Annotated in this window: 25 protein-coding genes; 21 read left to right on the forward strand and 4 right to left on the reverse strand. The window is 69.5% G+C overall.

What is annotated here, in order from left to right:
• Positions 1-12 precede the first annotated feature (12 nt).
• The 7 genes from BR07_RS0112160 (at position 13) to BR07_RS0112190 (ending at position 8,198) form a co-directional block, all read left to right on the forward strand.
• A complete protein-coding gene (locus BR07_RS0112160) occupies positions 13-1,329 on the forward strand; it encodes an aspartate aminotransferase family protein (RefSeq protein WP_027505683.1) in 1,317 nt (438 codons plus the stop codon).
• Positions 1,326-2,804, forward strand: a complete 1,479-nt coding sequence (locus BR07_RS0112165) for an NAD-dependent succinate-semialdehyde dehydrogenase (protein ID WP_051613385.1) — start codon at positions 1,326-1,328, stop codon at positions 2,802-2,804. Before BR07_RS0112160 ends, BR07_RS0112165 begins: the two co-directional genes overlap by 4 nt.
• Positions 2,801-3,487: a GntR family transcriptional regulator gene (locus BR07_RS0112170; protein WP_231476313.1), complete on the forward strand. Its 687-nt coding sequence runs from the start codon at positions 2,801-2,803 to the stop codon at positions 3,485-3,487. Before BR07_RS0112165 ends, BR07_RS0112170 begins: the two co-directional genes overlap by 4 nt.
• An 82-nt stretch (positions 3,488-3,569) precedes the next feature.
• A complete protein-coding gene (locus BR07_RS0112175; protein WP_027505686.1) occupies positions 3,570-4,754 on the forward strand; it encodes a M24 family metallopeptidase in 1,185 nt (394 codons plus the stop codon).
• A 5-nt stretch (positions 4,755-4,759) separates the two neighbouring features.
• Positions 4,760-5,986, forward strand: coding sequence for an aminotransferase-like domain-containing protein (locus BR07_RS0112180; protein ID WP_027505687.1), 1,227 nt, complete (start codon positions 4,760-4,762; stop codon positions 5,984-5,986).
• Complete coding sequence (locus BR07_RS0112185; RefSeq protein WP_027505688.1) at positions 5,983-7,215, forward strand: M20 family metallopeptidase; 1,233 nt, start codon at positions 5,983-5,985, stop codon at positions 7,213-7,215. Before BR07_RS0112180 ends, BR07_RS0112185 begins: the two co-directional genes overlap by 4 nt.
• Positions 7,212-8,198: a D-2-hydroxyacid dehydrogenase gene (locus BR07_RS0112190; RefSeq protein ID WP_037185708.1), complete on the forward strand. Its 987-nt coding sequence runs from the start codon at positions 7,212-7,214 to the stop codon at positions 8,196-8,198. Before BR07_RS0112185 ends, BR07_RS0112190 begins: the two co-directional genes overlap by 4 nt.
• Here BR07_RS0112190 and BR07_RS24350 read toward each other — a convergent pair.
• The gene (locus tag BR07_RS24350) at positions 8,133-9,479 is read right to left on the reverse strand and encodes a DUF3533 domain-containing protein (protein WP_081821249.1); all 1,347 of its coding nucleotides are present in this window, start codon (positions 9,477-9,479) and stop codon (positions 8,133-8,135) included. The two genes, BR07_RS0112190 and BR07_RS24350, sit on opposite strands and share 66 nt — an antisense overlap.
• Positions 9,480-9,554: 75 nt before the next feature.
• On the opposite strand from BR07_RS24350, the gene BR07_RS0112200 reads away from it, so the two are divergent.
• Positions 9,555-10,205, forward strand: a complete 651-nt coding sequence (locus BR07_RS0112200; RefSeq protein WP_027505690.1) for a TetR/AcrR family transcriptional regulator — start codon at positions 9,555-9,557, stop codon at positions 10,203-10,205.
• A gap of 1 nt (position 10,206) precedes the next feature.
• Here BR07_RS0112200 and BR07_RS0112205 read toward each other — a convergent pair whose 3' ends face one another.
• A complete protein-coding gene (locus tag BR07_RS0112205; protein WP_027505691.1) occupies positions 10,207-11,310 on the reverse strand; it encodes an NADH:flavin oxidoreductase/NADH oxidase in 1,104 nt (367 codons plus the stop codon).
• 156 nt (positions 11,311-11,466) lie between these two features.
• Here BR07_RS0112205 and BR07_RS0112210 point away from each other — a divergent pair, with 156 nt between their 5' ends.
• From BR07_RS0112210 to holA, 10 genes are all read left to right on the forward strand, one after another.
• Positions 11,467-12,744: a glutamate-5-semialdehyde dehydrogenase gene (locus tag BR07_RS0112210; RefSeq protein ID WP_027505692.1), complete on the forward strand. Its 1,278-nt coding sequence runs from the start codon at positions 11,467-11,469 to the stop codon at positions 12,742-12,744.
• 41 nt (positions 12,745-12,785) lie between these two features.
• Positions 12,786-13,667 carry an AAA family ATPase gene (locus BR07_RS0112215; RefSeq protein WP_027505693.1) on the forward strand — a complete coding sequence of 294 codons (882 nt, stop codon included), beginning with the start codon at positions 12,786-12,788 and terminating at the stop codon, positions 13,665-13,667.
• 3 nt (positions 13,668-13,670) lie between these two features.
• Positions 13,671-15,113: a vWA domain-containing protein gene (locus BR07_RS0112220; protein WP_027505694.1), complete on the forward strand. Its 1,443-nt coding sequence runs from the start codon at positions 13,671-13,673 to the stop codon at positions 15,111-15,113.
• A gap of 58 nt (positions 15,114-15,171) precedes the next feature.
• The gene (gene nadD, locus BR07_RS0112225) at positions 15,172-15,918 is read left to right on the forward strand and encodes a nicotinate-nucleotide adenylyltransferase (RefSeq protein ID WP_268788579.1); all 747 of its coding nucleotides are present in this window, start codon (positions 15,172-15,174) and stop codon (positions 15,916-15,918) included.
• Positions 15,915-16,370, forward strand: a complete 456-nt coding sequence (gene rsfS, locus BR07_RS24355) for a ribosome silencing factor (RefSeq protein ID WP_051613344.1) — start codon at positions 15,915-15,917, stop codon at positions 16,368-16,370. The genes nadD and rsfS overlap by 4 nt, the downstream gene beginning before the upstream one ends.
• The gene (locus tag BR07_RS0112235) at positions 16,367-17,008 is read left to right on the forward strand and encodes a histidine phosphatase family protein (RefSeq protein WP_027505696.1); all 642 of its coding nucleotides are present in this window, start codon (positions 16,367-16,369) and stop codon (positions 17,006-17,008) included. The genes rsfS and BR07_RS0112235 overlap by 4 nt, the downstream gene beginning before the upstream one ends.
• Entirely contained in the window at positions 17,008-17,730 is a 723-nt protein-coding gene (gene octT, locus BR07_RS0112240; protein ID WP_027505697.1) for a diglucosylglycerate octanoyltransferase, read from the forward strand. The genes BR07_RS0112235 and octT overlap by 1 nt, the downstream gene beginning before the upstream one ends.
• 77 nt (positions 17,731-17,807) lie before the next feature.
• Positions 17,808-18,527 (forward strand): ComEA family DNA-binding protein, encoded by a 720-nt coding sequence (locus BR07_RS24360; RefSeq protein ID WP_051613345.1) that lies wholly within the window; start codon positions 17,808-17,810, stop codon positions 18,525-18,527.
• Entirely contained in the window at positions 18,524-20,050 is a 1,527-nt protein-coding gene (locus BR07_RS0112250) for a ComEC/Rec2 family competence protein (RefSeq protein WP_027505698.1), read from the forward strand. Before BR07_RS24360 ends, BR07_RS0112250 begins: the two co-directional genes overlap by 4 nt.
• Positions 20,047-21,036, forward strand: a complete 990-nt coding sequence (holA, locus tag BR07_RS0112255; protein WP_027505699.1) for a DNA polymerase III subunit delta — start codon at positions 20,047-20,049, stop codon at positions 21,034-21,036. Before BR07_RS0112250 ends, holA begins: the two co-directional genes overlap by 4 nt.
• Before the next feature lie 137 nt (positions 21,037-21,173).
• Here the strand turns inward: holA and rpsT are convergent, their stop codons facing one another.
• Complete coding sequence (rpsT, locus tag BR07_RS0112260; protein ID WP_027505700.1) at positions 21,174-21,434, reverse strand: 30S ribosomal protein S20; 261 nt, start codon at positions 21,432-21,434, stop codon at positions 21,174-21,176.
• 266 nt (positions 21,435-21,700) lie between these two features.
• Here rpsT and BR07_RS0112265 point away from each other — a divergent pair, with 266 nt between their 5' ends.
• The 3 genes from BR07_RS0112265 to BR07_RS0112275 are packed head-to-tail and all read left to right on the forward strand — an operon-like array spanning position 21,701 to position 25,175.
• A complete protein-coding gene (locus BR07_RS0112265) occupies positions 21,701-23,365 on the forward strand; it encodes a circularly permuted type 2 ATP-grasp protein (protein WP_197027785.1) in 1,665 nt (554 codons plus the stop codon).
• The gene (locus tag BR07_RS0112270) at positions 23,365-24,336 is read left to right on the forward strand and encodes an alpha-E domain-containing protein (protein WP_027505702.1); all 972 of its coding nucleotides are present in this window, start codon (positions 23,365-23,367) and stop codon (positions 24,334-24,336) included. The genes BR07_RS0112265 and BR07_RS0112270 overlap by 1 nt, the downstream gene beginning before the upstream one ends.
• Before the next feature lie 8 nt (positions 24,337-24,344).
• Positions 24,345-25,175: a transglutaminase family protein gene (locus BR07_RS0112275; protein WP_081821251.1), complete on the forward strand. Its 831-nt coding sequence runs from the start codon at positions 24,345-24,347 to the stop codon at positions 25,173-25,175.
• Here the strand turns inward: BR07_RS0112275 and BR07_RS24365 are convergent.
• Positions 25,159-26,592 (reverse strand): AAA family ATPase, encoded by a 1,434-nt coding sequence (locus BR07_RS24365; protein WP_051613346.1) that lies wholly within the window; start codon positions 26,590-26,592, stop codon positions 25,159-25,161. The two genes, BR07_RS0112275 and BR07_RS24365, sit on opposite strands and share 17 nt — an antisense overlap.
• Positions 26,593-26,612 lie beyond the last annotated feature (20 nt).

The raw sequence follows: 26,612 nt of genomic DNA on the forward strand, positions 1-26,612 counted from the left end.
GACAGTGAGGGCATGACTGCAGCAGCATTCGTGCCTCGAACAGCCGACGCCTCCACCAGTGCTCCCACCGCTCGGCTGTCGCCCGCCCTGAAGCAGGCCACACCCATCGTCGTGGATCACGCGTCGGGAAGTTGGATCACCGGGACCGACGGGCGCCGCTACCTCGACTTCACCACGGGTATCGGCGTGACCAGCACCGGACACTGCCATCCGCGCGTGGTCGCGGCGGCGCGCGAGCAGGTCGGCAAGATCATCCACGCGCAGTACACGACCGTCATGCACACGCCTCTGCTCGAGTTGACCGAGAAGCTCGGCACCGTCCTGCCGGTCGGCCTGGACAGCGTGTTCTACGCCAACTCGGGGTCCGAGGCCGTCGAGGCGTCGATTCGTCTGGCGCGCATGGCCACCGGCCGCCCGAACATCATCGCGTTCCACGGCGGCTTCCACGGTCGCACCGTCGCCGCGGCGACACTCACCACAGCCGGGACCAAGTTCCGGTCCGGCTTCGCTCCGATGATGGGCGGCGTCCACATCGCGCCGTTCCCGTACGCGTTCCGATACGGCTGGGACCTCGACACCGCGGTGACCTTCGCCTTGCGCGAGCTCGACTACCTGCTGCAGACCGTGTCCGCCGTCGCCGACACCGCGGCGTTCATCATCGAGCCGGTCCTGGGCGACGGTGGTTACCTTCCCACCCCGCCGGCGTTCCTGGACGGACTCCGAGAGCGAGCCGATCGGCACGGCATCGTGCTCATCGTGGACGAGGTCCAGGCGGGAGTGGGCCGCACGGGGAAGTTCTGGGGTCACCAGTTCTCCGATTCCACCCCGGACGTTCTCATCACGGCCAAGGGTCTCGCCAGCGGCTTCCCGATCTCCGCGATCGCCGCCTCGACCGCCCTCATGAGTACCGCCCTGCCGGGATCGCAGGGCGGCACCTACGGCGGGAACGCGGTGGCCGCGGCGGCCGCCGTCGCCACGCTCGACGTGGTCGAGGACGAGGGCCTGGTGGAGAACGCCCGTCTGCGCGGGGAGCAGCTTCTCGGTGGACTGCGTGAGATCGCGGCTCGGCACGACGAGATCGGAGATGCCCGCGGGCTCGGTCTGATGGCGGCATTCGAGTTCGTCGACGACGCCGGGGACGCCGATCCGGGCGCCGCGCTCGCTCTGCAGAAGGCAGCTCTGGACCGCGATCTCCTGTTGTTGACGTGCGGTGCGCTGGGCAACGTGGTGCGCATCATCCCGCCCCTCGTGGTGACGCGGGACGAGGTCGAGCTGGGACTCGAGCGCATCGCGGAGGCGTGCGACGCGGCGCTGGGAGTTCGGTCGTGACGACGACGGTCGACCGACCCGTGCCGGTGGCCGATCGCAGCATTCTGATCGGTGGTCGATGGCGGGACGCGGTGGACGGCCGCACGTTCGACGTCGAGAACCCTGCCACCGGCGAGACCATCGCGCGCGTCGCCGACGGGGGGCCCGCCGACGCCGCTCTGGCGCTCGATGCCGCGAGCGCCGCCCAGTCTGCGTGGGCGGCGACGTCGCCGCGGGAGCGGAGCGTCGTGCTGCGCCGTGCGTTCGACCTCGTGGTCGAGCGGACGGAGGACCTCGCCGCCGTGATGACCGCCGAGATGGGCAAGCCGCTCGCCGAGGCGCGCGGCGAGGTCGCCTACGCAGCCGAGTTCCTTCGCTGGTTCTCCGAGGAGGCCGTCCGCATCGCCGGCGATCACACCCTGACCGGCGACGGGTCGACGCGCATGGTGGTCACACGAGTACCGGTGGGACCGTGTGTGCTGGTGACGCCCTGGAACTTTCCGCTTGCCATGGGTGCCCGCAAGATCGGGCCCGCTGTGGCCGCCGGATGCACCATGGTGTTCAAGCCGGCCGAACAGACACCGCTCACCTCGCTCGCTCTGGCCCGCATCTTTCAGGAGGCCGGACTGCCGGACGGCGTCCTCAACATCGTCACGACCTCGGACGCGGGTGGCGTCGTCGAACCGTGGTTGCGCAGCGGTGTGGCTCGGAAGCTGAGTTTCACGGGCTCCACCGCCGTCGGCAGGCTGTTGCTCGGCCAGGCGGCGTCCACCGTCATGCGGACGTCGATGGAACTGGGCGGGAACGCGCCCCTCGTCGTCTGTGCGGACGCCGATCTGGGGACGGCGCTCGACGGAGCCATGATCGCCAAGATGCGCAACATGGGGGAGGCCTGCACCGCCGCCAACCGGTTGTTCGTCCATCGGTCCGTCGTCGACACCTTCGCGGAGCAGCTGACCGCGCGGATGGCCGAGCTGACCGTGGGAGACGGTGCGCACGAGGGTGTCCGGGTCGGCCCGCTGATCGATGCGGAGGGCCGCGCGAAGGTGCAGCGCCTCGTCGACGACGCGGTGAGACGCGGGGCGCGAGTCCTGACCGGCGGTGCCACGCCGGAGGGGCCGGGATACTTCTACCCTCCGACGGTGCTGGTGGACGTTCCACCCGACGCCGAGATCGTGCACACCGAGATCTTCGGGCCGGTCGCCGCGATCATCACCTTCGACGACGAGGACGAGGTGGTGCGCATCGCCAACGACACCGAGTGGGGTCTCGTGGGCTACGTGTTCACTCGCGACGTCGACCGGGCCTTCGATCTGGGCGAGCGTCTCGAAGTGGGCATGGTCGGTCTCAACACCGGGCTGGTGTCCAACCCCGCGGCACCCTTCGGCGGGGTCAAGCAGTCCGGACTGGGGCGTGAGGGCGGGCGTCTCGGCATCGACGAGTTCCTCGAGGTGAAGTACTTCGCCGTGCCGCGTCGGCCGGGGCGGACGCTGTGACGGCCACTCGACGGCTGACACCCCTCGACGCCCGCACCACGTCGATCGTCATCGCGGACCAGTTGCGCGAGCGCATCATCGACGGATCGTTCGCACCGGGGGAGCAGGTCCACGAGGCGACGGTCGCGACCGAACTCGCCGTCTCCCGCGGACCCGTTCGCGAGGCGCTGCAGCGGCTGAGTCAGGAGGGGCTGCTCGTCTCCTTCCGCAATCGCGGCGTCTTCGTCGTCGAGCTGGGTGAGTCCGACGTCGCCGAGATCTACCAGGCGCGCGCGGCCATCGAGATCGGTGCCGCGTTCACCGTTCTGCGGCGTGGTGACTCCGGACGCGTCGCGGACGCGTTGTCGCGCATCGTGGTCGAGATGCAGCCGGCCATCGACCGGGGCGACTGGCGGTCGGTGGCGGAGCGGGATCTCGCGTTCCACACCGCACTGGTCGCGGCGACGGGCAACAGCCGGATGGGCCGGATGTACGCGACGCTCGCGGCCGAGGCCCGCATCTGCATGGCCAACCTCGAGACCGCGTACCACCGGCCCGACGCGTTGATCGAGGAGCACACGCTGCTCGTCGATCTGCTGCGAGCGCAGGACTGGGCCCGGCTCGAACCTGCTCTGCGCGAACACATGGACACCGCCGTGCACGATCTGACGGCGTCGCTACGTGAGTCGGCGGAGACCGCGTAGTCACTCGCGCTGCGCCCGTGGGTGCGAGCACCTACGCTCGCTCCAGGAACCCGGATAACCTCGAAACTGTCAGGGGTACAGCATGATCGACACGATCAGTACGGCCGAACACAGCTCCCGCCTCGCTGCCGTGCGTGCCGTCATGGCCGAGCGGGGTCTCGCGGCGCTCATGATCACCGATCCGTCGAACATCTACTATCTGACGGCCTACAACGCCCTGTCGTTCTACACCCCGCAGGTGCTCTTCGTGCCGGCCGAGGGCGACATGCTGTTCTTCGCCCGCGCCATGGACGCGCACGGCGCCTCACGCACGTCGTGGCTTCCCGACGACCAGGTGTTCGGCTATCCGGAGACCCTGGTCCAACGGCCGGACACCCATCCCTTCGTCTGGGTGGCCGACACGCTGCGCGGACTGAGCCTGGTCTCGAACTTCGAGCACGGCCAGGTGGGGCTCGAGATGGACTCCTACTACTTCAGCCCGAAGGCGTTCGAAGCACTCGTGAAGTGCCTGCCGGAGTACCGGTTCGTCGATTCGCGTGAGCTGGTGAACTGGGTGCGATCGGTGAAGTCGGACACCGAGATCGAGCTGATGCGCGGGGCGGCGGCGATCTGCGAGAGCGCCATGGCGACCGCGATGGACGCGATCGCCGTCGGTGTGCGCCAGTGCGACGCCGCCGCGGCGATCTCCGCGGCGCAGGTGCGCGGCACGGACGACTTCGGCGGCGACCACCCGGCCATCGTTCCGATGCTGCCCACCGGTGAGGGTGCGGACACCCCGCATCTCACCTGGACCGACCGGCCGTTCCGGGACGGGGAGTCGACCGTGGTGGAACTGACCGGGGTGTTCCGCCGCTACCACGTCCCGATGGCGCGGACGGTCTCGCTCGGGCGACCGGACCCGCGCATGGCCGGTCTCGCCGCCGCCACCGACGACGCACTCGGAGCCGTGCTCGCGGAGATGAGGCCCGGAGTGCAGACCAGTGACCTCGCGGCGACGTGGAACCGTGAACTGGGCCGGGCGGGATTTCACAAGCCTTCCCGCATCGGGTACTCGATCGGCATCGCGTACGCGCCGGACTGGGGCGAGCGCACCATCAGCCTGCGCAGCGACGACGCCACGATCCTGCAGCGCAACATGACGTTCCACGTCATCGGCGGTATGTGGCTCGACGGTTACGGATACGAGGTGTCCGAGTCAGTGGTGGTCACCGACACCGGTATCGACACCTTCACCGCCTACCCGCGATGCCTGACAGTCAAGGAGTGACGGACATGCACGCACAGACGTACGAGACGACCACGCTTCCGTGGGCGCTGCGCACCGATCACCTCGTCGGGTCGATGATCGACTCGTCGACCTCGCTGCTCGCCGCGCAGAAGCACGACATCGTGCGCTTCGCCATGGGATCGCCCGCCGCCGAGGCGGTTCCGCACGCGGCGATGGCGGAGATCGCGGGCCGGGTCCTGACCGCAGATGCCTTCGACTACGGTGCGACAGAGGGTGATCCGGCTCTGATCGAGCAGCTGGTGGCCTTCTGCGACGCCTTCGGTGAACCGACGTCTCCCGATCGGTTGGTCATCACGTCGGGTGGCATGCAGGGGCTCGATCTCGCGTGCACGCTGTTCGTCGACCCCGGCGATCTGGTGATCGTCGAGAGCCCGACGTACACGAACGGCACCGCGACCGTGCTCAGCTACGGTGGCGACATCCTCGAGGCGCCGATGGATTCCGACGGGCTGATCGTCGAGGCGCTTCCCGAGTCGGTCGCCCGCGCGGGCCGACTGCCCACGATGATCTACACCATCCCGACGTTCCAGAATCCGTCCGGGACGACCATGTCGCTGCCGCGCCGACTGGCGCTCTTGGAACTCGCCCGCGAGTGGGGCGCCGTGGTGCTCGACGACGACCCCTACGGCCACCTCCGCTTCCAGGGAGATCCGGTTCCGAGCCTGCGAGCGCTCGCTCCCGACGACCCGCTCGTGTTCTCCGTACGCACGTTCTCGAAGCTCATCGCCCCGGGTCTGCGCGTCGGGTGGGTGGACGCGGACCCCGCCGCTCGCCGGTTGATCATCAACGCGAAGCAGGCGATGGACACGTGCACCAACGTGCCGAACCAGCGGATCGTGGCCGAGTTCCTGCGACAGGGACTGCTCACCGAGCACCTGGCGTCCCTCGCGGACATCTACCTGCCCCGCAAGATCGCGATGCAGACGAGCCTGGAGCGGCACCTCGGTGGGAGGGTGCGCACCACCGATCCCGAGGGCGGTTTCTTCCTGTGGGTCACGCTGGTGGGTGACGACGCCGCTGTGGACACGCGGCGGCTGTTCGAGATCGCACTCGCGCACGGTGTCGCCTTCATCCCGGGTCCGGCGCTGTCCGCGAACGGCCTCTTCGGCGATGCGATGCGACTGTGCTTCGCGTCCTCGACGCCCGAGCGCATCGACGTCGGGGTGCAGCGGTTGGCGGGTGCGCTGGACGCGGCCCGAGCCGAACTGTGACGGCGGCCGACCTCCAGCAGGATCGCGCGTCGACCGACGTCGCGACGGTCGAGCGGATCACGAGAGCGCTGATCGACGCCGGTCCCGACGAGTCCGCCGTGGTGGCCGAGATCTGCCGCATCGCAGAGAGTCTCGGTCTGCAGACCGTCGTCACCGACGCGTCGCCGGGGCGGCCGAACGTCGAGGTGGTCCTTCCCGGCGAGCCCGGCCCGGGCCTGCTGTTCCTCGGGCACTCGGACGTGGTGCCCGCCGGGGAGGGCTGGAGCGGGAACCCGTTCCGCTCGCGGGTGCACGACGGTCGGATCGTGGGACGCGGCGCCTGCGACATGAAAGGTGGTCTCGCCGCTGTACTCGCCGCGATGGGGTCACTGGCCCGGCGCGGTGTGGTCCCGGCGCGCACCGTGACACTCGCCTGCGTGGTGGACGAGGAGGACACGGGCCTGGGCATCCGGGCATGGGTGTCCGACCGTACCGACCAGACCGGCCGGCCTCCGGCCTTCACGGTCGATGGCGGCCGGCCTCCGGCCTTCAGGGTCGATGACGGCCGGCCTCCGGCCTTCACGGGATGCGTCGTGGCGGAACCCACGGCCGGCACCGTGATCGTCGGGTGCCGCGGAGCGGCGAACATCGTGCTCACCGTCACCGGTCGGAGCGCGCATGCCGGCCGGCCCGAGAACGGTCGCAGTGCCGTGGTCGCGGCGGCCCGTGTCGTGGGCGAGATCGACGGGCTGCACGCGGAACTGGCCACCGTGCCGCACCCGGTGCTCGGCGCCGCGTCGTGGAACGTCGGCCGGATCGACGGTGGGACCGGACCGTCGATCGTCGCGGGCCGCTGCCGGCTGGAGATCGATCGCCGCCTGCTGCCGGACGACGACGTGGACGCCGTCGTCGCGGACCTGCTCCGCCGGGTCCGCCCCGTTACTGATCTGGACGTCGACGCGTACGTCGAGATGGAGATGCCAGGATTCCTCACCGACGAGTCGAGCCAGCTCGTCGAGTCGGCGCTGGCGGCGCTGCGCTCCACGGGTGCGCCGGACCCGTCGACCGCGGTGTGGACGGCGTCCTGCGACGGGGGGTTCGTCGCCCGTGACCTCGGAGTGCCCACCATCGTGCTGGGTCCCGGTGATCTCGAGGCGCAGGCCCATCAGCCCGACGAGTCCGTGGACCTGCTCGAGGTCGCTCGCCTCTCCCGGGCCTACGCTCGACTGATGACGGAGCAGCGACCGTGAGCCCCTCCCGCACGAACGGCGGAGCGAGGCCGATCATCACCGTCCTGCACGACGGACTCCTTCCCGACCGGGTGCAGGAACTCGACACCTCGTACGAGGTGCGGCATGCCACCGCCGACACGTTCGGCGATGCGGTCGACGGCGCGCAGGCGGTCCTGCTGTGGGACTTCTTCTCGTCGGCGCTCCGGGACCAGTGGTCGCGCTGCTCCGCACTCGAATGGGTGCACGTCGCCGCAGCAGGGGTGGACAAGCTGTTGTTCGACGACCTCGCGGCGTCCGACGTCGTGGTGACCAACGCGCGCGGGGTGTTCGACGTGCCGATCGCCGAGTTCGTGCTCGCGTCCGTGCTCGCTCTGGCGAAGGACGTGCGCGGCACCGTCGAACTCGGCCGACAGGCGCGATGGTTGCGCCGGGAGACCGAGAACATCGCGGGGCGTCGAGCTCTGGTGATCGGAACGGGCAGTATCGGCCGGGCCACGGCGCGCATGTTGCGTGCCGTCGGTATGGACGTCGCCGGGGTCGGACGGACGGCTCGCACGGGTGATGCGGATTTCGGAACCGTCTACGCCAGTACGGATCTCGCGTCGGTGGTACCCGGCGCCGACTACCTCGTTCTCATCGCACCGCTGACACCGTCGACACGGGGCATGGTCGGCCGCGACGTTCTCGCGGCGGCCGATCCCGGGGTGCGCGTGATCAACGTGGGTCGTGGCGAACTGCTCGACACCGACGCGCTGGTCGACGCTCTGCGCAGCGGCCACGTCGGGGGAGCTGCCCTCGACGTGTTCGACACCGAGCCGCTGCCACCCGAGCACGTGCTGTGGACCCTCGACCACGTGCTGCTGACCGCACACATGAGCGGTGACACCGTGGGGTGGCGCGACCGGCTCTACTCCGGTTTCGCCGAGAATGCCGAACTATTCGCGGCCGGCCGACCGCTGCGCAACGTCGTCGACAAGTCCCTCGGGTTCGTCGCCGGGTGACCCGGTGACCGCGGGCGTCCGGTCGTATCCCTTGCGGTCGTAGATCGCGATCACCAGAGCGCCGAGGACCAGGCCGATGACGTGCCCGAGCAGCGTCATGCCGAGTCCGTGGGCGAGACCCGAGTTCCAGCGTGAGTCGAAGTAGAGGATCGAGCGCACGGCGAGATACACCTGATGCATCGGTTCGAATTGGGCGAGCCACCCGAAGAGCGCAGGTGACGCCTGGATCGGGATGGTGGCGCCGGCGGACGGCAGGCCCAGGATCACGAAGACGACGAGGTTGAGGATCAGCCCCGGAGTGCCGAAGATCGACAGCACCGACACCGCGGTGATCCCGACGGCCGAGATCGCCAGCACTCCGAAGAGCCACAGACCCAGCGCATTCGGGATCGGCATGCCCAGTGCGGTGGCGATCGCGACGTAGAGACCGGACACCACGAACCCGATCACCACCATCGTGAGCCATTTCGCGGCGAGCACGCGCAGGCGACTGTCGGTGGATCGGCGACGCTGCAGGAAGGTGGGGCCGAACTCGAGCGGCACGAAGCCGAGTGCGCCGTCGACGAGAGCGCTGGCGATCATCGCGCCGGTGAATCCGGCGAGCACGAGCAGCAGGGCGTAGTAGAAGGCGGACAGCCCGAGCCCCGTGCCGTCCGGAAGTGGGTCGTAGGGAGTGACGACGATGTCGACCGGCGCAGCCAGTGTGAGGGCCGCGGCCCCGGAGAGGGTGGCGCCCGCGGGCAGTGCCTCGATCACTTGCGTCGTGAGTCGTTCTCCCAGAGTGCCGTTCGCGGAGTCGAGCGCCGTGTCGCCGATGGTGGTCATGAGGGAGGAACCGAGTGTGCCGGCACGCGGATTGGTCATGATCGTCACGATGGGTCGCTCGATGTCGCCCGCCACGACGGAGGCCTGCGTCAGGATCGACACTCGTTTGGTGAAGTCGCTCGGCACGACGATCGCGCCGTAGACGTCGCCGTTCGCGAGGAGGTTCTGCGCCTCCGCGATACCGACCTGCTTCAGATCGATCTTCTCCGCGTCGATGCCGTCCGCGATGCCCTGGCCGATCTGCTGCCCCAGGTTCGCCTGCTCACCGTTCGGCAGCACGTCGCCCTCGTCGCTGACCACCAGTGCCACCGGGAAGTGGCGGAGGTTCTCCTTGGGGTCGAGGATGCCGCCGAGGTACAGCGCCGCGAGCAGCGACATGACGACGGAGACCGCGACGACCGGCAGCACCCAGGTGGTGGGGCGCCGGAATGCGGGCGCAGCGGCTTCGGGGGACATGGCGGGCCTTCCGTCGGCAAGTTCTCGGGTGACCGATACACATCTGTATCGTCTCGTTCGATACGATAGTGCATCATGGCGGCGACTTCAGGCAACGTGACCGCGAGAACAGGCAGGACCGCCACTCGCAGCAGAGCACAGACTCGCGAGCGAGTGCTGGACGGCGCCCTCGAGGTGTTCGTCGAACGGGGTTTCGGGCGATCGACCCCGGAACAGATCTGCGAGCGAGCGGGATTCACTCGCGGAGCGTTCTACTCGAACTTCTCGTCGATGGACGAGGTCTTTCTCGAACTGTGGACGCGACAGGCGTCGGGACTGATCACGCGGGTACGCGGAGTGGTCGACGCCCTGGAGTACGACGCGTCCGACGGACGGTCCTTCGAGGAGATCGTCGTGGCAGCGCTGAGCGGACTGGTCGGCGACGTGTCGTGGCACGTACTCATGGCGGAGTTCGGCGCCCACGCGGCGCGGAACCCGGGGCTGGCGGCCGTGGTGACCGGGCACCGGGCCGCGCTCCGTGACGCCCTGCGTCCCATGATCATTCACGGTCTCGCGATCCACGGGCGCGAGGTGGCGGTGGACGACGACACCCTCGGTCGGGGTGTCGTCGCCGCCTACGAAGGAGCGATGGCCCAGGCGATGATCGAGCCGGCCAACCCGGTACCCGCGCGACTCGCCCTCGAGCTCGTGGCCGCGGTCATATGGTCGTTCTCGCGCGAGCGCTGACTCAGAACGCCCGCTCGTACTGCGGAGGTGTGGCCGGGGTGATGTCCGCGCCGAGCTCGCGTGCCGCACGACGGGCCCAGTAGGGGTCGCGTAGCAGTTCGCGCGCCAGGAACACGGCCACGGCCTCGCCGGACCCGATGATGTCCTCGGCCTGCTTGGGCTCGGTGATCAGTCCGACAGCGGCCGCGGGGATGCGCGTCTCGCTCTGGATGCGCCGGGCGAACGGCACCTGGTAGCCGGGTTCGACGGGGATGGACGCCTTCGCGACGTTGCCACCCGTGGAGACGTCGACGAGGTCGACACCGTGATCCTCGAGCTGCTGGGTGAGCAGAACGGTCTGGTCGGGCGTCCAGGCCTCGGAGTCGACGCCGCGCTCCTCGCCGGTCCAGTCGGTCGCGGACACGCGCACGAAGACGGGCTTGTCGGCCGGCCACACCTCGCGGATCGCGTCGACCACGCGCAGGGTCAGGCGGATACGACCCTCGAAGCTGCCGCCGTACTCGTCGGTCCGGTGGTTGCTGGCCGGGGACAGGAACTGGTGCAGCAGGTAACCGTGCGCCGCGTGCACCTCGGCCACGTCGAAGCCGGCGGCCAGCGCGCGTACCGCGGCGGAGCGGAAGTCGTCGACGACCTTGTCGATGTCCGCGGTCGTCATCTCGCGCGGAGCCGGGTAGTGGCCGAACTCGACAGCGCTGGGTCCGACCGTCTCCCACGCGAGGGAGTCGTCCGCCGCCAGCGGCTTTCCGCCACGCCACGGTGCGTCGGTGGACGCCTTGCGACCGGCGTGGGCCAACTGGATCGCGGGCACACTGCCGTGCTGCCGGATCTCGGTGACCACCTCGGCCAACGCGTTCGCCTGTTGGTCGTTCCAGATGCCGAGGTCCCACGGCGTGATGCGGCCCTCCGGGCTCACCGACGCCGCCTCGGTCATCACCAGGCCGACGCCGCCGACGGCACGCGAGACGAGGTGAGTCCGGTGCCACGGCGTGACCGCGCCCGTCGAGGGTCCCTCCGCGTCCGCCGAGTACTGGCACATCGGCGACATCCACACCCGGTTGGGAAAGGTGACCTCACGCAGGGTCAAGGGCTCGAACAGCAGGCTCACAGTCATCTCCTCGTCTCGTCCGACACGCGCGCCGTCCACGACGACAGCGCTCAGGATGAACGAACAATCGGGCCGGGCGATCATTCCCGTCGGCCGGATCGTCCCGGGTGCGCTCGGGCGTACGGGCTGGTGGGAGCGTGACCTACCCTGGACGGCGTGACTGCCACCACCAGCGCCGAGGTGTCCACCCCCGATGCTCTCGAAGCGGACGTGCACGACGCTGCTGCCCGCGCCCGGGCCGCCGCGCGCGCGCTCGCTCTGCTGACGACCGCGCGCAAGGACGACGCGCTGCACGCCGCGGCGGACGCCGTCCTGGCCTCCGCCGACGCGATCCTCGCCGCCAACAGCGAGGACCTCGCACTCGCCGAGGCGTCCGGCACCCCGCCCTCGCAGCTCGACCGACTGCGGCTGACCCCCGACCGCATCGACGGCATCGCCGCCGGACTGCGCCAGGTGGCGTCTCTGCCGGATCCCGTGGGGGAGTTCCTCGAGGGTCGGACCCTGCCCAACGGACTCGAGATCCGGCAGCTCGCGGTGCCGCTCGGCGTCGTCGGCATGATCTACGAAGCCCGGCCCAACGTCACGGTCGACGCGTTCGGGCTCACTCTGAAGTCGGGCAACGCCGTCCTCCTGCGGGGGTCGTCCTCCGCCGCGCGATCGAACGCCGCGCTGGTGGGTGTTCTGCGGGCGGCCCTGTCGGCGCTGGACCTTCCCGCCGACGCCGTCCAACTCCTGTCCAGCGAGGATCGAGCGACGGTCACGCACCTCATCCGGGCTCGCGGACTCGTCGACGTCGTCATCCCGCGCGGTGGGGCCGGCCTCATCTCGGCGGTGGTGCGCGACGCGACGGTGCCCACCATCGAGACCGGTGTCGGCAACTGCCACGTCTACGTGCACGCGTCCGCGGACCTCGACATGGCCGAGCGCATCCTGCTCAACGCGAAGACACGTCGAGTGAGCGTGTGCAACGCCGCGGAGACGGTGCTGATCGACGCCGCCGTGGCCGACGTGGCGGTGCCGCGTCTGGTGCAGGCGTTGTCGGACAACGGCGTACGTGTCCACGGCGATCTTCCCGGTCTCGTTCCGGCCACCGAGAACGACTGGGCCGACGAGTACCTGTCCGACGACATCGCCCTCGCCGTCGTCGACGACCTGGATGCCGCCGTCGCGCACATCGACAGGTACGGCACGGGACACACCGAGGCGATCGTGGCATCGGATCTCGCTGCCACACGGGCGTTCTCGGCTCGGGTGGACGCAGCGGCCGTCATGGTCAACGCCTCCACCGCGTTCACGGACGGTGAGCAGTTCGGCTTCGGAGCCGAGATCGGCATCTCCACCCAGAAGCTCCACGCCCGCGGCCCGATGGGGCTGCGGGAACTCACCTCGACCAAGTGGATCGTGCAGGGCGACGGGCACATTCGTCCGGCCTGACCCGCCTCCACCACCTCTCTGGAACAACCGAAAGGCCCGGCGTGACGCAGACGTACTCCGACATCGTTCCGTTCTTCTCCGACGTCGACGACGTGGCGACCCGCCTCGCCGCCACGGGGTACCTCGCCGACAAGGCGACCGCCACGGCGGTGTTCCTCGCCGATCGTCTGGGCAAGCCGCTGCTCATCGAGGGCCCGGCAGGTGTCGGCAAGACGGAGCTGGCTCGCGCCGTCTCGCAGGCCGCGGGAGCCGAACTGGTCCGCCTGCAGTGCTACGAGGGCGTCGACGAGGCGCGGGCACTGTACGAGTGGAACCACGCGAAGCAGATCCTGCGCATCCAGTCGAGTTCCGGCGCGGGGTGGGACGAGACACGCCACGACGTGTTCTCCGAGGAGTTCCTGCTGTCGCGGCCCCTGCTCACGGCGATCCGTCGATCGGATCCCACCGTGCTGCTGATCGACGAGACCGACAAGGCGGACATCGAGATCGAGGGCCTGCTCCTCGAAGTGCTCAGCGACTTCGCGATCACCGTGCCGGAGCTCGGCACCATCTCGGCGACCAGGCGGCCGTTCACGGTGCTGACCTCCAACGCGACACGCGAGTTGTCGGAGGCGCTGAAGCGTCGCTGCCTGTTCCTGCATCTCGACTTCCCGGACGCCGACCTGGAGCGGCGCATCCTGGCCAGCCGGGTCCCGGAGCTGCCGGAGGCGATGGCCGAGCAGATGGTGCGCATCGTGCAGGTGTTGCGGGACATGCAGTTGCAGAAGTTGCCGTCGGTCGCCGAGACCATCGACTGGGGCCGCACCCTGCTGGCTCTGGGCATGGACGAGGTGAGCGACACGGCCGTGCGGTCGACGCTCGGCGTCATTCTCAAGCACCGCTCCGATCAGGACCGCGCCGTCGCCGAACTCCGACTCGGCTGACCCGTGACCGGGACGGTGGACATCTCCGGCATCCCCGCACACCTGGTGGGGTTCGTGGAGGCGCTGCGTCGCCGCGGTATCGACGTCGGCCCGTCGGAGACGGTCGACGCGGGCGCGGTGCTGGCCGTTCTCGACATCCTCGATCGGGTGGTGGTGCGGGAGGGTCTCGCGTGCGCGCTGGTGCGCCGACCCGGCCATCGCCCCGCGTTCGACGCGCTCTTCGATCTGTGGTTCCCGGCCGCGATCGGTGCGCGGACCGCCGACGAGGAGAACACGGTCGGCCCGCCTCTCGCCGAGGACGGCACCGTCGATCTCGACGCTCTGAAACACGTGCTGGCGGAGCTGCTCGCGGACGGTTCCGCGGAGGCCATGGCGCAGGTCGAGCGCCTGGTGGGCGACATCGTCGAGACCTACGGCAAGTACAGCTCCAGCCGCGGCGAGTCGTTCTCGGAGTACCAGACGCTGCGCACGGTGGAGCCGTCGACGCTGCTGGCGAAGATTCTCGACGGACTGATCGGCCGCTCCAGCGGTCCCGGTGCACCCACGACCGGCGAGTTCGAGTCCGAACTGGCCCGTCGGACGGCCGCGGTCCGCATCGCGGAGTTCCGGTCGATGATCGAGAAGGAGACCCGTCGCCGCACCGCCGAGGTGCTGGGCAAGGAACGGGTGGCGTCCTACGGCGTCCCGCGCCTGGCCGAGGACGTCGACTTCCTCCGCGCGTCCGAGTCGGAACTGGCGGCCCTCCGCAAGAACGTCGCTCCGTTGGCGCGGCTCCTGGCGAGCCGACTGGCGGCCCGTCGACGGCGGTCGCGAGCGGGGTCGATCGACCTGCGGCGCACCCTGCGCAAGTCCTTGTCGACGGGCGGCGTCCCCATCGACCTGGCCAACCGCAAGCCCCGCACCGCGCGGCCCGAACTGGTGATCTTCTGCGACGTCTCGGGATCGGTCGCCGGCTTCAGCCAGTTCACCCTGCTGCTCGTGCACACGTTGCGCGAACAGTTCTCCCGAGTGCGTGTCTTCGCGTTCATCGACACCGCCGACGAGGTGACCCGGTTCTTCGACGCCTCGGCCGGACGCGCGTCGCTCGCCGAGTCGATGTCGCGCATGATCGCGGAGTCGGAGCTGATCACCTACGACGGCCATTCCGACTACGGCCACTCCTTCGAGACCTTCACCGCGCATCACCTCGATGCCATCGGTCCTCGGGCGTCGCTGTTGATCCTGGGCGATGCCCGCACCAACTACCGCGATCCGCGCACCGAGTCCCTCGCCCGCATGGTCACCGTCGCCCGGCACGCGCACTGGCTCAACCCCGAGCCGAAGGCGCAGTGGGGGACCGGTGACTCGGCCGCCGACGTCTATCGGCGGGTGATCTCGATGCACGAGTGCCGGTCGGCGGCGCAACTGGCCGAGGTCGTGTCGCGGCTCCTTCCCACGGGATCCTGACGTCTCTCGGTTCGGCCGAATCCTCTGTTCGGGGCAGGTCCACGTAGAGTCGTCACTCGTGCAGGAACCGACGACGCCGCCCGAGGGCCGACGCCCGCGACGTCTCGGCGTCATGGGTGGCACGTTCGACCCCATTCACCACGGGCACCTCGTGGCCGCCAGTGAGGTCGCCGACCGGTTCCAGCTCGACGAGGTCGTCTTCGTTCCCACCGGCCAGCCCTGGCAGAAGCAGGACCGGACGGTGAGCCCGGCGGAGGACCGCTACCTCATGACGGTCGTCGCCACCGCGTCGAACCCTCGCTTCTCCGTCAGCCGCGTCGACCTCGACCGTGCCAAGCCGACGTACACCGTCGACACGCTTCGCGATCTCGCCGACCAGCATCCCGGTGACCAGTTGTTCTTCATCACCGGGGCCGATGCTCTCAGCAGCATCATCGGCTGGCAGAACTGGCAGGAACTGTTCGAGCTGGCCCGCTTCGTCGGCGTGTCCCGCCCCGGGTACGAACTGGGTGCCGACCATCTGGCCGAGTACCTCGATCGGTTGCCGAAGGACGTCCTGACCCTCGTGGAGATCCCGGCTCTGGCCATCTCGTCCACGGAATGTCGACGGCGTGCCGCCGAGAACCGTCCCGTCTGGTACCTCGTGCCGGACGGCGTCGTCCAGTACATCTCGAAGCGGGACCTGTACCGACCCGCCGGGGAGGAGCGTCACGACGGCATCGCGACCGTCTCCGAGCCCGCACCCCAGCACACCGGCACTTCCGCCACCACCGCATCAGCCCTACCAGGAGAGAACACCACGTGAGCGCTACACCCGAGGCCATCAGGGTCGCCAGCATCGCCGCACTCGCGGCGGACGAGAAGCTCGCCGCCGACGTCATGGCCCTCGACGTCTCCGACCAGCTGGTCATCACCGACTGCTTCGTCATCGCGTCGGCACCCAACGAGCGCCAGGTCAACGCCATCGTCGAGAACATCGAGGAGAAGCTCCGCGAGGCGGGCAGCCAGCCCGTTCGTCGTGAGGGCACCCGCGAGGGCCGATGGGCACTGCTCGACTACGTCGACGTGGTCGTCCACGTGCTCCACAACGACGAGCGTCACTTCTACGCCCTCGAGCGTCTGTGGAAGGACTGCCCGGTCCTCGAGATCGAGGGTCTCGGAGCCACGGACACCTCGACGCAGTACGGCACCGACGATCACGGTGTCGACGACGCCCTCGACCACGGTGTCGATCGCGTCACCGAACCGGACGAGTGACGTCCGTTCGTCGGTTGGTGCTGCTCCGGCACGGTCAGACCGAGTACAACGCGGCCTCGCGCATGCAGGGTCATCTCGACACCGACCTGACCGAGCTGGGTCGCACACAGGCCGAGGTCGCCGCTCGAGCGTTGGCATTGCTGCAGCCGCATCGCATCGTCTCGTCCGATCTGCGACGGGCACACGACACGGCGACCGCGCTGTCGACGGCCACGGGTGTTCCCGTCGAGCTCGACCAGCGGCTCCGGGAGACGCACCTCGGTGACTGGCAGGGGCTGACGCACTTCGACGTCGACGACGTCTCACCCGGCGTCCGCGAATCGTGGCGCGCCGACGCCGAGTTCCGTCCGCCGGGCGGCGAGTCGCGCGTGGACGTCGCCGAGCGCTCGATGCCGCTGATCCAGGAGCTGCTGAAGGACCCGGAGTGGACCACGGCGCCCGTCGTCGTGGTCGCCCACGGTGGAACCATCGCCGCGCTCACGGCCGCACTGCTCGATCTGCCGGTCGACCGGTGGCCGGTGCTCGGGGGACTGGGGAATGCCAGCTGGGTGCAGGTCGCCGGACACGGAACGGACGACGTCTCCTGGCGCCTGGACGTGTGGAACGCGACGGCCGCCGTGGCGGGTGACGTTCTCTGATGTCCGCCGCGGATCGCCCGGTCCTGCTCGTCCTCGCGGATTCGCTCGCGTACTACGGTCCCGAGGGCGGTCTGCCGGCCGATCATCCCCGCATCTGGCCCACCCTCGTCGCGCGCGAACTGGGGTGGGACGTCGAGCTCGTCGGTCGCATCGGCTGGACCTGCCGCGACGCCTGGTGGGCACTCACCCAGGATCCCCGTGTGTGGGCGTCGATACCGCGTGCCGGGGCGGTGGTCCTCGCGACCGGCGGGATGGACTCGTTGCCGTCACCTCTGCCGACGGCCCTGCGGGAGCAGATCCGCTACGTCCGACCGCCCATCCTGCGGCGCGGTGTGCGCGCCGCCTACGGGTGGCTGCAGCCGCGGCTCTCACACCTGGGCCGTCCGGTGGCCCTGCCGCCGCATCTGAGTGTCGACTACCTCGAGCAGATCCGCGCCGCCCTCGCGGCAGTGCGTCCGGAGATACCCGTCATCGCGACGCTCCCGTCGGTGCATCGATGCGACGCCTACGGACGAGTGCACACCGGCCGCGAACCAGCGGTGCGCGCGACTACGGCGTGGGCGGTGGGACACGATCTCCCGCTCGTCGACCTCAAGGCGGCCGTCGAGGAGAACATCGTGTCCGGGAACGCGAATCCCGATGGTATTCACTGGGGTTGGGACGCACACGTGCGCGTGGCCGAGTCCGTCGTCGCTGCCGTGCGCGCCTCCGCCCGCATCTGATCCACAGGGTCGTGGCCGTCCACAGATGAGCCCGGCGGCGGCTCGTCTCGTCCTGGCCCGGGCCTACCGTCGCGGGCATGGCACCCGAGATCGCTGCTCCCGAGCCGGCCGACCCCGACGGCGGCCGGTCCGACGCGGTGCATCGCCGCGCGGGTCTCGTCGGCTCGCGCTTCCGGATCGATCCGGGGTCCCGCGGCGTCCGTGCGCTCGCCGTGGCCGCCGTCCTTCTCGTGGGCGCCGTGGGGGCGGTGGTGATGCGAGATTCTCCGCAGGTCACCGCGGTGCCGCCGCTTCCTCCTCTGGTCACGGAGTCCGAGACGCCGACGACGTCGGCACCGGAGTCCGCGGGAGTCGTGGTCAGCGTGCTCGGCGCGGTGGTGCGCCCCGGACTCGTCACCGTTCCCGCCGAGTCCCGCATCGCCGATGTCGTCGCGGCCGCGGGTGGGCGCCGGGACGACGCGGACCTCTTCGGGCTCAACTGGGCGGCGAAGGTGTCGGACGGTGACCAGGTGGTGGTGGGGTCGACGACGGGGTCGGTACCGCTCGCTCCAGCGCCCGTGTCCGTGGCCGGTGAGGGGTCGTCCGATGCCGGCGGGAAGGCCCCGGGTCTGGTGTCGCTGAACGAGGCGACGGAGGCAGAGCTCGATGCCCTGCCCGGTGTCGGTCCGGTGACCGCGGGCGCGATCGTGCAGTGGCGCACCGAGAACGGCGGCTTCACGTCCGTCGATCAGCTGTCCGAGGTGAGCGGTGTCGGCCCCGCTCGGCTCGAGAAGCTGACGCCCCTGGTCACGGTGTGACCGACGCACCGGCCGTGGATCTGCGGCTCGTCCCGAGTGCGGTGGGGGCGTGGGCTGCGACCGTGGTGGCCGTCGGCGCGGGGTGGCGGCCCGCGGCGGCTCTGGCCGCGGTGTGCGTGCTCGTGGCGGTCGTCGGCTGGTGGTGCCGGCGTCGGCACGGCTGGGGATCGGTGGTGATGCTCGTCGTCGTGGCGGCCTGCTGCGTCACCGCGGCGTTCGCGGCGATGTCGTCCCTGCGGATGCACGAGGTGACGACGGGCCCGGTCCGCGAGGGCGCGCTGGGCGGTGCGTACGCGACGGTCGAGGGCGTCGTCACGGACGATCCACGTCCGATCACGGGCTCGTTCGCGAATCAGGTGCTCGTGCCGATACGAGCAAGCCGAGTGGCGCTGCGCGGCACCGTCGTCGATGGGTCGGCACGGATCACCGTGTTCGCGCCCCCGGATCCGTGGCGGGCACTGGAACCGGGTGTCTCGGTGACGTTCCGGGCGCGGCTCGCGGCTCCCGATCGTGTGGGCGCGGTGGATGCCGTCGCACGTGCCACGGGGCCACCCGAGGTGGGGAGCGCGCCGGCCCTGCTCCGGTGGTCGGGCGTGGTGCGACGTGCTCTCGCGGAGGCCGCTGCCATCGCTCTGCCACGTGAGGAGGAGGGGCTGCTCCCGGGGATGGTGGTGGGGGACAGGTCGGGACTCGACGTCTCCGTCCAGGACTCGTTCACGGCGGCCGGAATGTCCCACTTGACCGCTGTGTCGGGTGCGAACTTCACCTTCGTCGTCGGGTGTGTCGTCCTCGGCGCTCGGCTGCTCTCGGCCGGCCCTCGGACCACCGCGGCGCTCGCGGGAATCGTCCTCGTCGCGTTCGTCGTGGTGGCGAGACCGTCACCCAGCGTCCTGCGTGCGGCGGTCATGGGTGTGCTGGGTCTGCTGGCGGTGATGACCGGCCGCCGTCGCCATGTGATGCCGGCCCTGTGCACCGCGGTGCTGGTGCTGCTGGCCGTCGATCCGGGACTGGCGGTGTCGTGGGGGTTCGCGCTGTCGGTGACCGCGACGGTCGCTCTCGTGCTGCTCGCCCCGGTGCTGACGGCGATGGTGAGCCGCGCCGACGCACCGCCCGGTCGCCGACGTCCGGTGCTCGACGCCGTGGCCGTGGCGCTGGCGGCGCACCTGGTGACCGCGCCGCTGGTCGCCGCCATGGCCGGAACGTTCTCCGTCTACTCGGTGGCGGCGAACGTGCTCGCCGCACCCGTCGTCGGGCCGGTCACCGTGATCGGAGCGCTGGCGGCCGTGGTGGCCGTCGTGAGCGTGGAGGCCGGGGCCGTCGTCGCCGGGGTGGCGTGGGTGCCGCTGCGGTGGTTGCTGGCCGTGGCCGCGTACACGGCGGACGCTCCCGGTGCGACGGTGCTCACTCCGACCGGGCCTCGGGGCGCCGCCGTCGTCGGGGGATGTGTCCTCGTCGCGGCGGGCGCGGCGGTGATGGTCCGGCGTCGGTGGCTGTCGGCGCACCGTGGCACCATCGACCGGTGAGTTCGACAGCGAGCAGCACCCGTCCCGAGCCCCTGCACCTCGTCCTGGGCGACGAGGAGCTCCTCGTCGAGCGTGCGGTGTCGTCCATCGTGGCCGCGATGCGCGCGGCAACGGTGGGGGCCGGGGCCGAGGTGCCGGTCGACCGTCTGCGGGCGGGGGACACGACGGTCGCCGAGCTCGCGGAACTGCTCAGCCCCTCCCTCTTCGCCGAGGATCGCGTGGTCGTCTTCGAGGCGGCCGCGGAGGCCGGTAAGGACGCGATGACGCTGGTTCTCGACGCCGCGGCGACGCCGGTGGACGGTGTGGTCCTGGTCGTTCTGCACTCCGGTGGAGGCCGGGCCAAGGCCATGGTGGGGGCGCTGCAGAAGTCCGGTGCCGTGGTCCACGAGTGCGCGAAGCTGTCCAAGGCGTCGGAGCGCGTCGACTTCGTGCGGGCCGAGTTCCGCTCCCACTCGGAGACACGCGTCGCTCCCGATGCGATCGCCGCGCTCGTCGACGCGGTGGGGTCCGATCTCCGCGAACTGGCCGCCGCGTGCTCGCAACTGGTGTCGGACACGGCGGGGAAGGTCGATGTCGCGGCGGTCCGCCGCTATTACTCGGGCCGTGCGGAGGTCACGGGCTTCGACATCGCCGACAAGGCCGTGTCGGGTGACCGTGCCGGCGCCCTCGAGGCACTGCGGTGGGCGATGTTGGGCGGCACACCGCACGTGCTGCTCGCGGACGCACTGGCCGAGGCCGTTCACACGGTGGCGCGGGTCGGTTCGGCGGGCCGCGGCGATCCGTTCCGGATGGCGTCCGAACTGGGGATGCCGCCGTGGAAGATCAAGAAGGCGCAGGCGCAGGCCCGCATGTGGGATCCGCAGCGCATCGCCGAGGCACTGCAGGTGGTGGCCGCGCTCAACGCGGACGTCAAGGGCCAGGCCGCCGATGCGGACTACGCGGTGGAACGCGCCGTGAACGTGGTGGCGGGGCTGAGTTCGCGCTGACAGCGCCGCCCGGGCACACGACTACGCCCCGGGCATCGTGCTCGCCCGGGGCGTAGTGCTGACAAGCTACTGCACAGGAACTCTCGAGAAGAACTGCACAGGGACTCTCGAGAGGAGCCGCGAGGGCTCGGGAGAGATCAGAGCTTGTTGAAGGCCAGCGACAGTGCCGACTTCTTGTTGGCAGCCTGGTTCTTGTGGATGACGCCCTTGCTGGCTGCCTTGTCGAGCTTGCGGCTCGCAGTCAGCAGGATCTCCTCGGCCTTGGCCTTGTCGCCGGCTTCGGTCGCCTCACGGAAGGAGCGAATCACGGTGCGGAGCGACGACTTCACCGACTGGTTGCGCAGGCGCTGACGCTCGTTGGTAGCGATTCGCTTCACCTGGGACTTGATGTTGGCCACGCGTAGTTATCCTTCGTCTCTTCTCGGTCCGGGACGGCTGACTCCGGGGAACACTCTCGAGCCGTACGTGCAGTGCTTGTGAAAGCTGGTGACGGTGGGTGCGCACGAGCGTGCCCACGTCCGACGTACGAGACTACCAGCGTCGGTCCGGTAACCCAATTCGGTGATCTCGCTGCAGGGAGTCGGTGTGCACGTGACTCGTGAGGTTGCATGGAATTAACGTGTCCACCGTGCTCCAGGGGTACCTGTGAGGCAGCATGGCGACCATGAGTCCCCGATCAAGCGCTGCACCACAGGCGAAGAAGAGCCGTTCGCAGTCGCAGTCCTCGTCCGGGCCGAGCGTCTTCGACGGTTACCGGGACATCGGGAAGTACGGACTGGCGTTCGACGAGATGTTCGACGGCGACGGCGGGCTGCGTGGACCGTACAAGGGAATCCACAAGGCGCTCGCGCCGTCGGACGCCGCGGAACTGGACGCCCGCTCGGACGCCCTCGGCCGCGCCTTCGTCGATCAGGGCATCACGTTCGCGCTCGAGGGGCAGGAGCGTCCGTTCCCTCTCGACCAGGTGCCCCGGGTCATCGCGGCGTCCGAGTGGAACAAGCTCGAGCGCGGGATCAAGCAGCGGGTCAAGGCACTCGAGTTCTTCCTGGCGGACATCTACGGGGAGCAGGAGATCCTGCGTGACGGCGTGGTCCCGAAATCTCTGGTGACGTCGTGCGAACACTTCCACCGCGAGGCGTTCGGCATCGTGCCGCCCAATGGTGTGCGCATCCACGTCGCCGGTATCGACCTGATCCGGGACGCCGAGGGCACGTTCCGTGTCCTCGAGGACAACCTGCGCTCGCCGTCGGGGGTCTCGTACGTGATGGAGAACCGCCGCACCATGGCGCGCGTGTTCCCCGACCTGTTCGCCAGCCACCGGGTGCGTGCGGTCGGTGACTACGCCACGCACCTGCTGCGCGCCCTGCGTGCCGCTGCCGCGATCAACGAGGCGGACCCCACCGTCGTCGTCCTCACACCCGGCGTCGCGAACTCTGCGTACTTCGAGCACTCCCTCCTCGCCCGGCTGATGGGCGTCGAGCTGGTCGAGGGCCGCGACCTCTTCTGCCGCGACAACGTCGTCTACATGCGCACCACCGAGGGCGAGCGCCAGGTCGACGTGATCTACCGCCGCATCGACGACGACTACCTCGACCCCATGCAGTTCCGACCCGACTCCGTTCTCGGTGTGGCCGGACTGGTCAACGCCGCACGTGCCGGCAACGTCGTCATCTCCAGCGCCATCGGCAACGGTGTCGGCGACGACAAGCTCACCTACACGTACGTGCCGACCATCATCGAGTACTACCTCGGCGAGAAGCCGCTCCTGGCCAATGTCGACACGTACCGGTGCTGGCTGCCGGACGAGTGCGAGGAGGTGCTCGACCGTGTCGACGAACTGGTGATCAAGCCCGTCGAGGGCTCCGGCGGATACGGCATCGTGTTCGGTCCGGACGCGTCGCCCAAGGAACTGGCCACGATCAGCAAGAAGATCCGGGCCGATCCGCGCGGATGGATCGCGCAGCCGGTGGTGCAGCTGTCGACGGTGCCCACCAAGATCGGTGACCAGCTCGCACCGCGGCACGTCGATCTGCGGCCCTTCGCCGTGAACGACGGCGACGACGTGTGGGTGCTGCCCGGCGGTCTGACCCGCGTGGCGCTGCCCGAAGGCTCCCTGGTGGTCAACTCGAGCCAGGGCGGCGGCAGCAAGGACACGTGGGTGCTGGCCGGCCGCGCCACCAAGGAGGACGAGCGTGAGCTCGGCGGGGCGGAGATCGTGTCCGAACCCCCGTCGTCACCCACCGCGGAGCAGGGCCCCGAGCTCAACAGCCAGCAGATTCAACAGCAGCAGCAACAGCTGACCCACTCCCCGAAGGACGGTGCCCGCTGATGTTGGCTCGTAACGCCGAATCGCTGTACTGGATCGGCCGCTACGTCGAACGCGCCGACGACACCGCGCGCATCCTCGACGTCACGGTGCACCAGCTGCTCGAGGACGCGACCGTCGATCCCGACCACACCTCCCGAGTGTTGCTGCGCGTGTTGGGGTTCGAGCTCCCCGACGAGCGCCTGGACGTGTGGTCGTTGACGGAACTCGTCGCGTTCTCCCGCGAGGGCAACGGCTCCATCGTCGACTCGTTGTCCAGCGCCCGCGAGAACGCTCGCGGCGCACGCGAGGTCACCTCGAGCGAGATGTGGGAATGTCTCAACACGACGTACAACGCACTGGGTGAACGCATTCGAGCGTCGAAGCGTCTGGGACCCCACGAGTTCCTGGGGTTCATCGAGGAGCGCGCCGCGATGTTCGCCGGGCTCGCCGACTCGACGCTCAGCCGCGACGACGGCTACCGGTTCCTGCTGCTCGGTCGCTCCGTGGAACGCATCGACATGACCGTCCGCCTGCTGCTCGCCCGTGCCGGCGACCGACCGTCGTCGCCGGCGTGGGTCACGGTGCTGCGGTCGGCCGGTGCACACGACACGTATCTGCGTACCTACCGTGGCGCTCTCGACGCTCAACGCGTCCTGGAGTTCATGCTCCTCGACCGGCTGTTCCCGCGCTCGGTGTTCTACGCACTGAGCGAGGCCGAACACTCGCTCGACAGCCTCGACCATCACCCCGACATGCGCGTCGGATCCCGTGCCGAGGCGCAGCGACTTCTCGGCCGCGCTCGCAGTGAACTCGAGTTCCTGCAGCCGGGTGTTCTGCTGGAGGACCTGCAGGACCGTCTGATGTCGTTGCAGGAGACCTGCCGCGAGGTGGGTGAGGCGATCTCCAAGCAGTACTTCCACGCAGCGCCCTGGGTCGCCTGGACGGACGCCGGAAGCCGAACGGACGAAGCACAATTGGAGGGTGAACTGTGAGCTGGCGGATGCGCGTCGTGCACACCACGGGGTACAACTACGACGCACCGGTCACGTCCTCGTACAACGAGGCGCGACTGACGCCGCGGAGCGACAACCGGCAGAACGTCATTCTGAACCGTGTCGAGACCGATCCGGCGACGAGGTCGTACCGGTACACCGACTACTGGGGCACCGCGGTCACGGCGTTCGATCTGCACGCTCCGCACACGTCCCTCGAGGTGGCCGGGTCCTCCGTCGTCGAGACGGACGCGTTCGTCCCGCCGGAGGAGACCCTCGACTGGGAGGACCTGGCCGCAGACCCCGTGGTGGACAGGTTCAACGAGCTGCTCGGCCACAGCACCTACGTCCCTCGGAACCGTCAGCTGACGTCCGTCGCGAAGAAGTTGGCGAAGGATCTGGGGCCGTACGACGCCGTGGTGGCCGTCTGCGACTGGGTGAACCAGGAGATGTCCTACGTTCCCGGCACCACCGGGGTGCACACGTCCGCGGTGGAGGCGTGGGCCGAGAAGAAGGGCGTCTGCCAGGACTACGCACACCTCACACTGGTGTTGCTCCGCAGTATCGGCATTCCTGCGCGCTACGTCTCGGGCTACCTGCACCCGAATGCCGAAGCGGTGGTCGGTGATTCGGTCGAGGGTCAGTCACACGCGTGGATCGAGGCGTGGACCGGATCGTGGTGGGGCTACGACCCGACCAACGGTGTGCCGGTGAACGAACAGCACGTCTCGGTGGGAATCGGACGCGACTACGCCGACGTGCCACCCCTCAAGGGAATCTTCTCCGGTGGCGGCTCCACGGAACTCGACGTCGTCGTGGAGATCACCCGGCTGGCCTGACGCCCGATCCGCCCAACAGCGAGCGCGTCAGTCTCTGACGCTCGTCCACGCAGGCGGTGAGCACCGCGGCGATGTCGTCGTCGGTGATCACCGTCGGGTGCCCGTCGGCGCCATGGTCGTCGCGTTCGATCGCGGCCACCACGGTGCGGCGCACGAGTTCTCGGACGTACGAGGCCGTTCCACCCTCGGTCGCCTCCACCAGCGGTGTGAGATCGGCTGCCACGTTCACGGCCGACAGGTAGAGCCGTGCCAACCGTTCGCGACCGCGGGTGTCGGGCAACGGGATCTCGACCGCGAGGTCGATACGGCCGGGCCTGTCCCGGACCGCTCGCTCGATGGAGTCCGGTCTGTTGGTGGTCAGGACGAACGTGACGTCCGCGTCGCCGTCCATGCCGTCCATCTCATCGAGCAAGGCGAACAGGAGCGAGTTCACACCCGTTTCCTCGCGCTCCCGGGCGATGAGATCGACGTCCTCGACGACCACGACCGACGGGGTGAGTCGACGCGCGAGCGCGGCGGCTTCCGAGATGTGCCGCATCGCGGACCCGGTAAGTACGATCACCGTGCTGGTCGGCACCAGTCCCAGCAGGTGACGGACGGTGTGGGTCTTGCCGGTTCCGGGCGGTCCGTACAGCAGTAGTCCGCGGCCCACATGCTGGCCGGCCTCGCGGAGCCGCGCCGCGGAGGACCCGACGGTGACGAGATGGCGAGTCATCGCCTCGAGGGTGCCGTCGGGAAGGATCAAGTCCTCGCCCGCGACGGTGGGCCTCGCCATGAACCTCACGAGGCCGTTGCCGCGTCCACCGCTCCCTCCCAGGGTCAGGACCTGCCCGCGCATGACGTCGTGGTCGGTCATGAGCGAGAGGAGGGCGTCCAGCGTGCTCGCACCGGCGTCTCGATCGCCGGACAGCACCTCGATCTGGAGTGGGGCCTGGTGGGCCGGGTCGGGAATGTGGAGCGCGACCGCCACGGGAATACCGCCGGGAGAGTGGGTGTCGAGCAACCCGAACACCGGGACGGACATCGTCGACGCGGGACCGACGTCCACCGACCGGTACTCGACCGGTGCGCCGCGACAACTGCCACCGCGACGGCAGGAACTCAGCATGGCGACGAGATCGTCGTGGTAACGCTCGTGGCCACGAACCGACGACCACCGTTGTGCCGCAGATGAAGTCGACTCCTCCGGGCGGTCATCGGCATAGGCCTCGACGGCGAGGACGAGGGTCGCGGCCTGATAGGCGGGGAGTGAGCGGCGATGCGAGATCACCGCATCCGGAGGCGCCGCCAGGTGCGAGAAGATCTGCAGCGCAGGCTCTTCGAGCGGACCGGTGTCGAGTGCCCGGGCGCGATGGGAGAGATGGGACAGGGCTCCGCTGACGATGTCGAGGGAGTCCGGGGAATGCGTGAGGGTCACAGTGAACGCACTACCAGTGC

The sequence above is a fragment of the Rhodococcus sp. UNC23MFCrub1.1 genome, assembly GCF_000686025.1.
Lineage (GTDB): Bacteria > Actinomycetota > Actinomycetes > Mycobacteriales > Mycobacteriaceae > Rhodococcoides.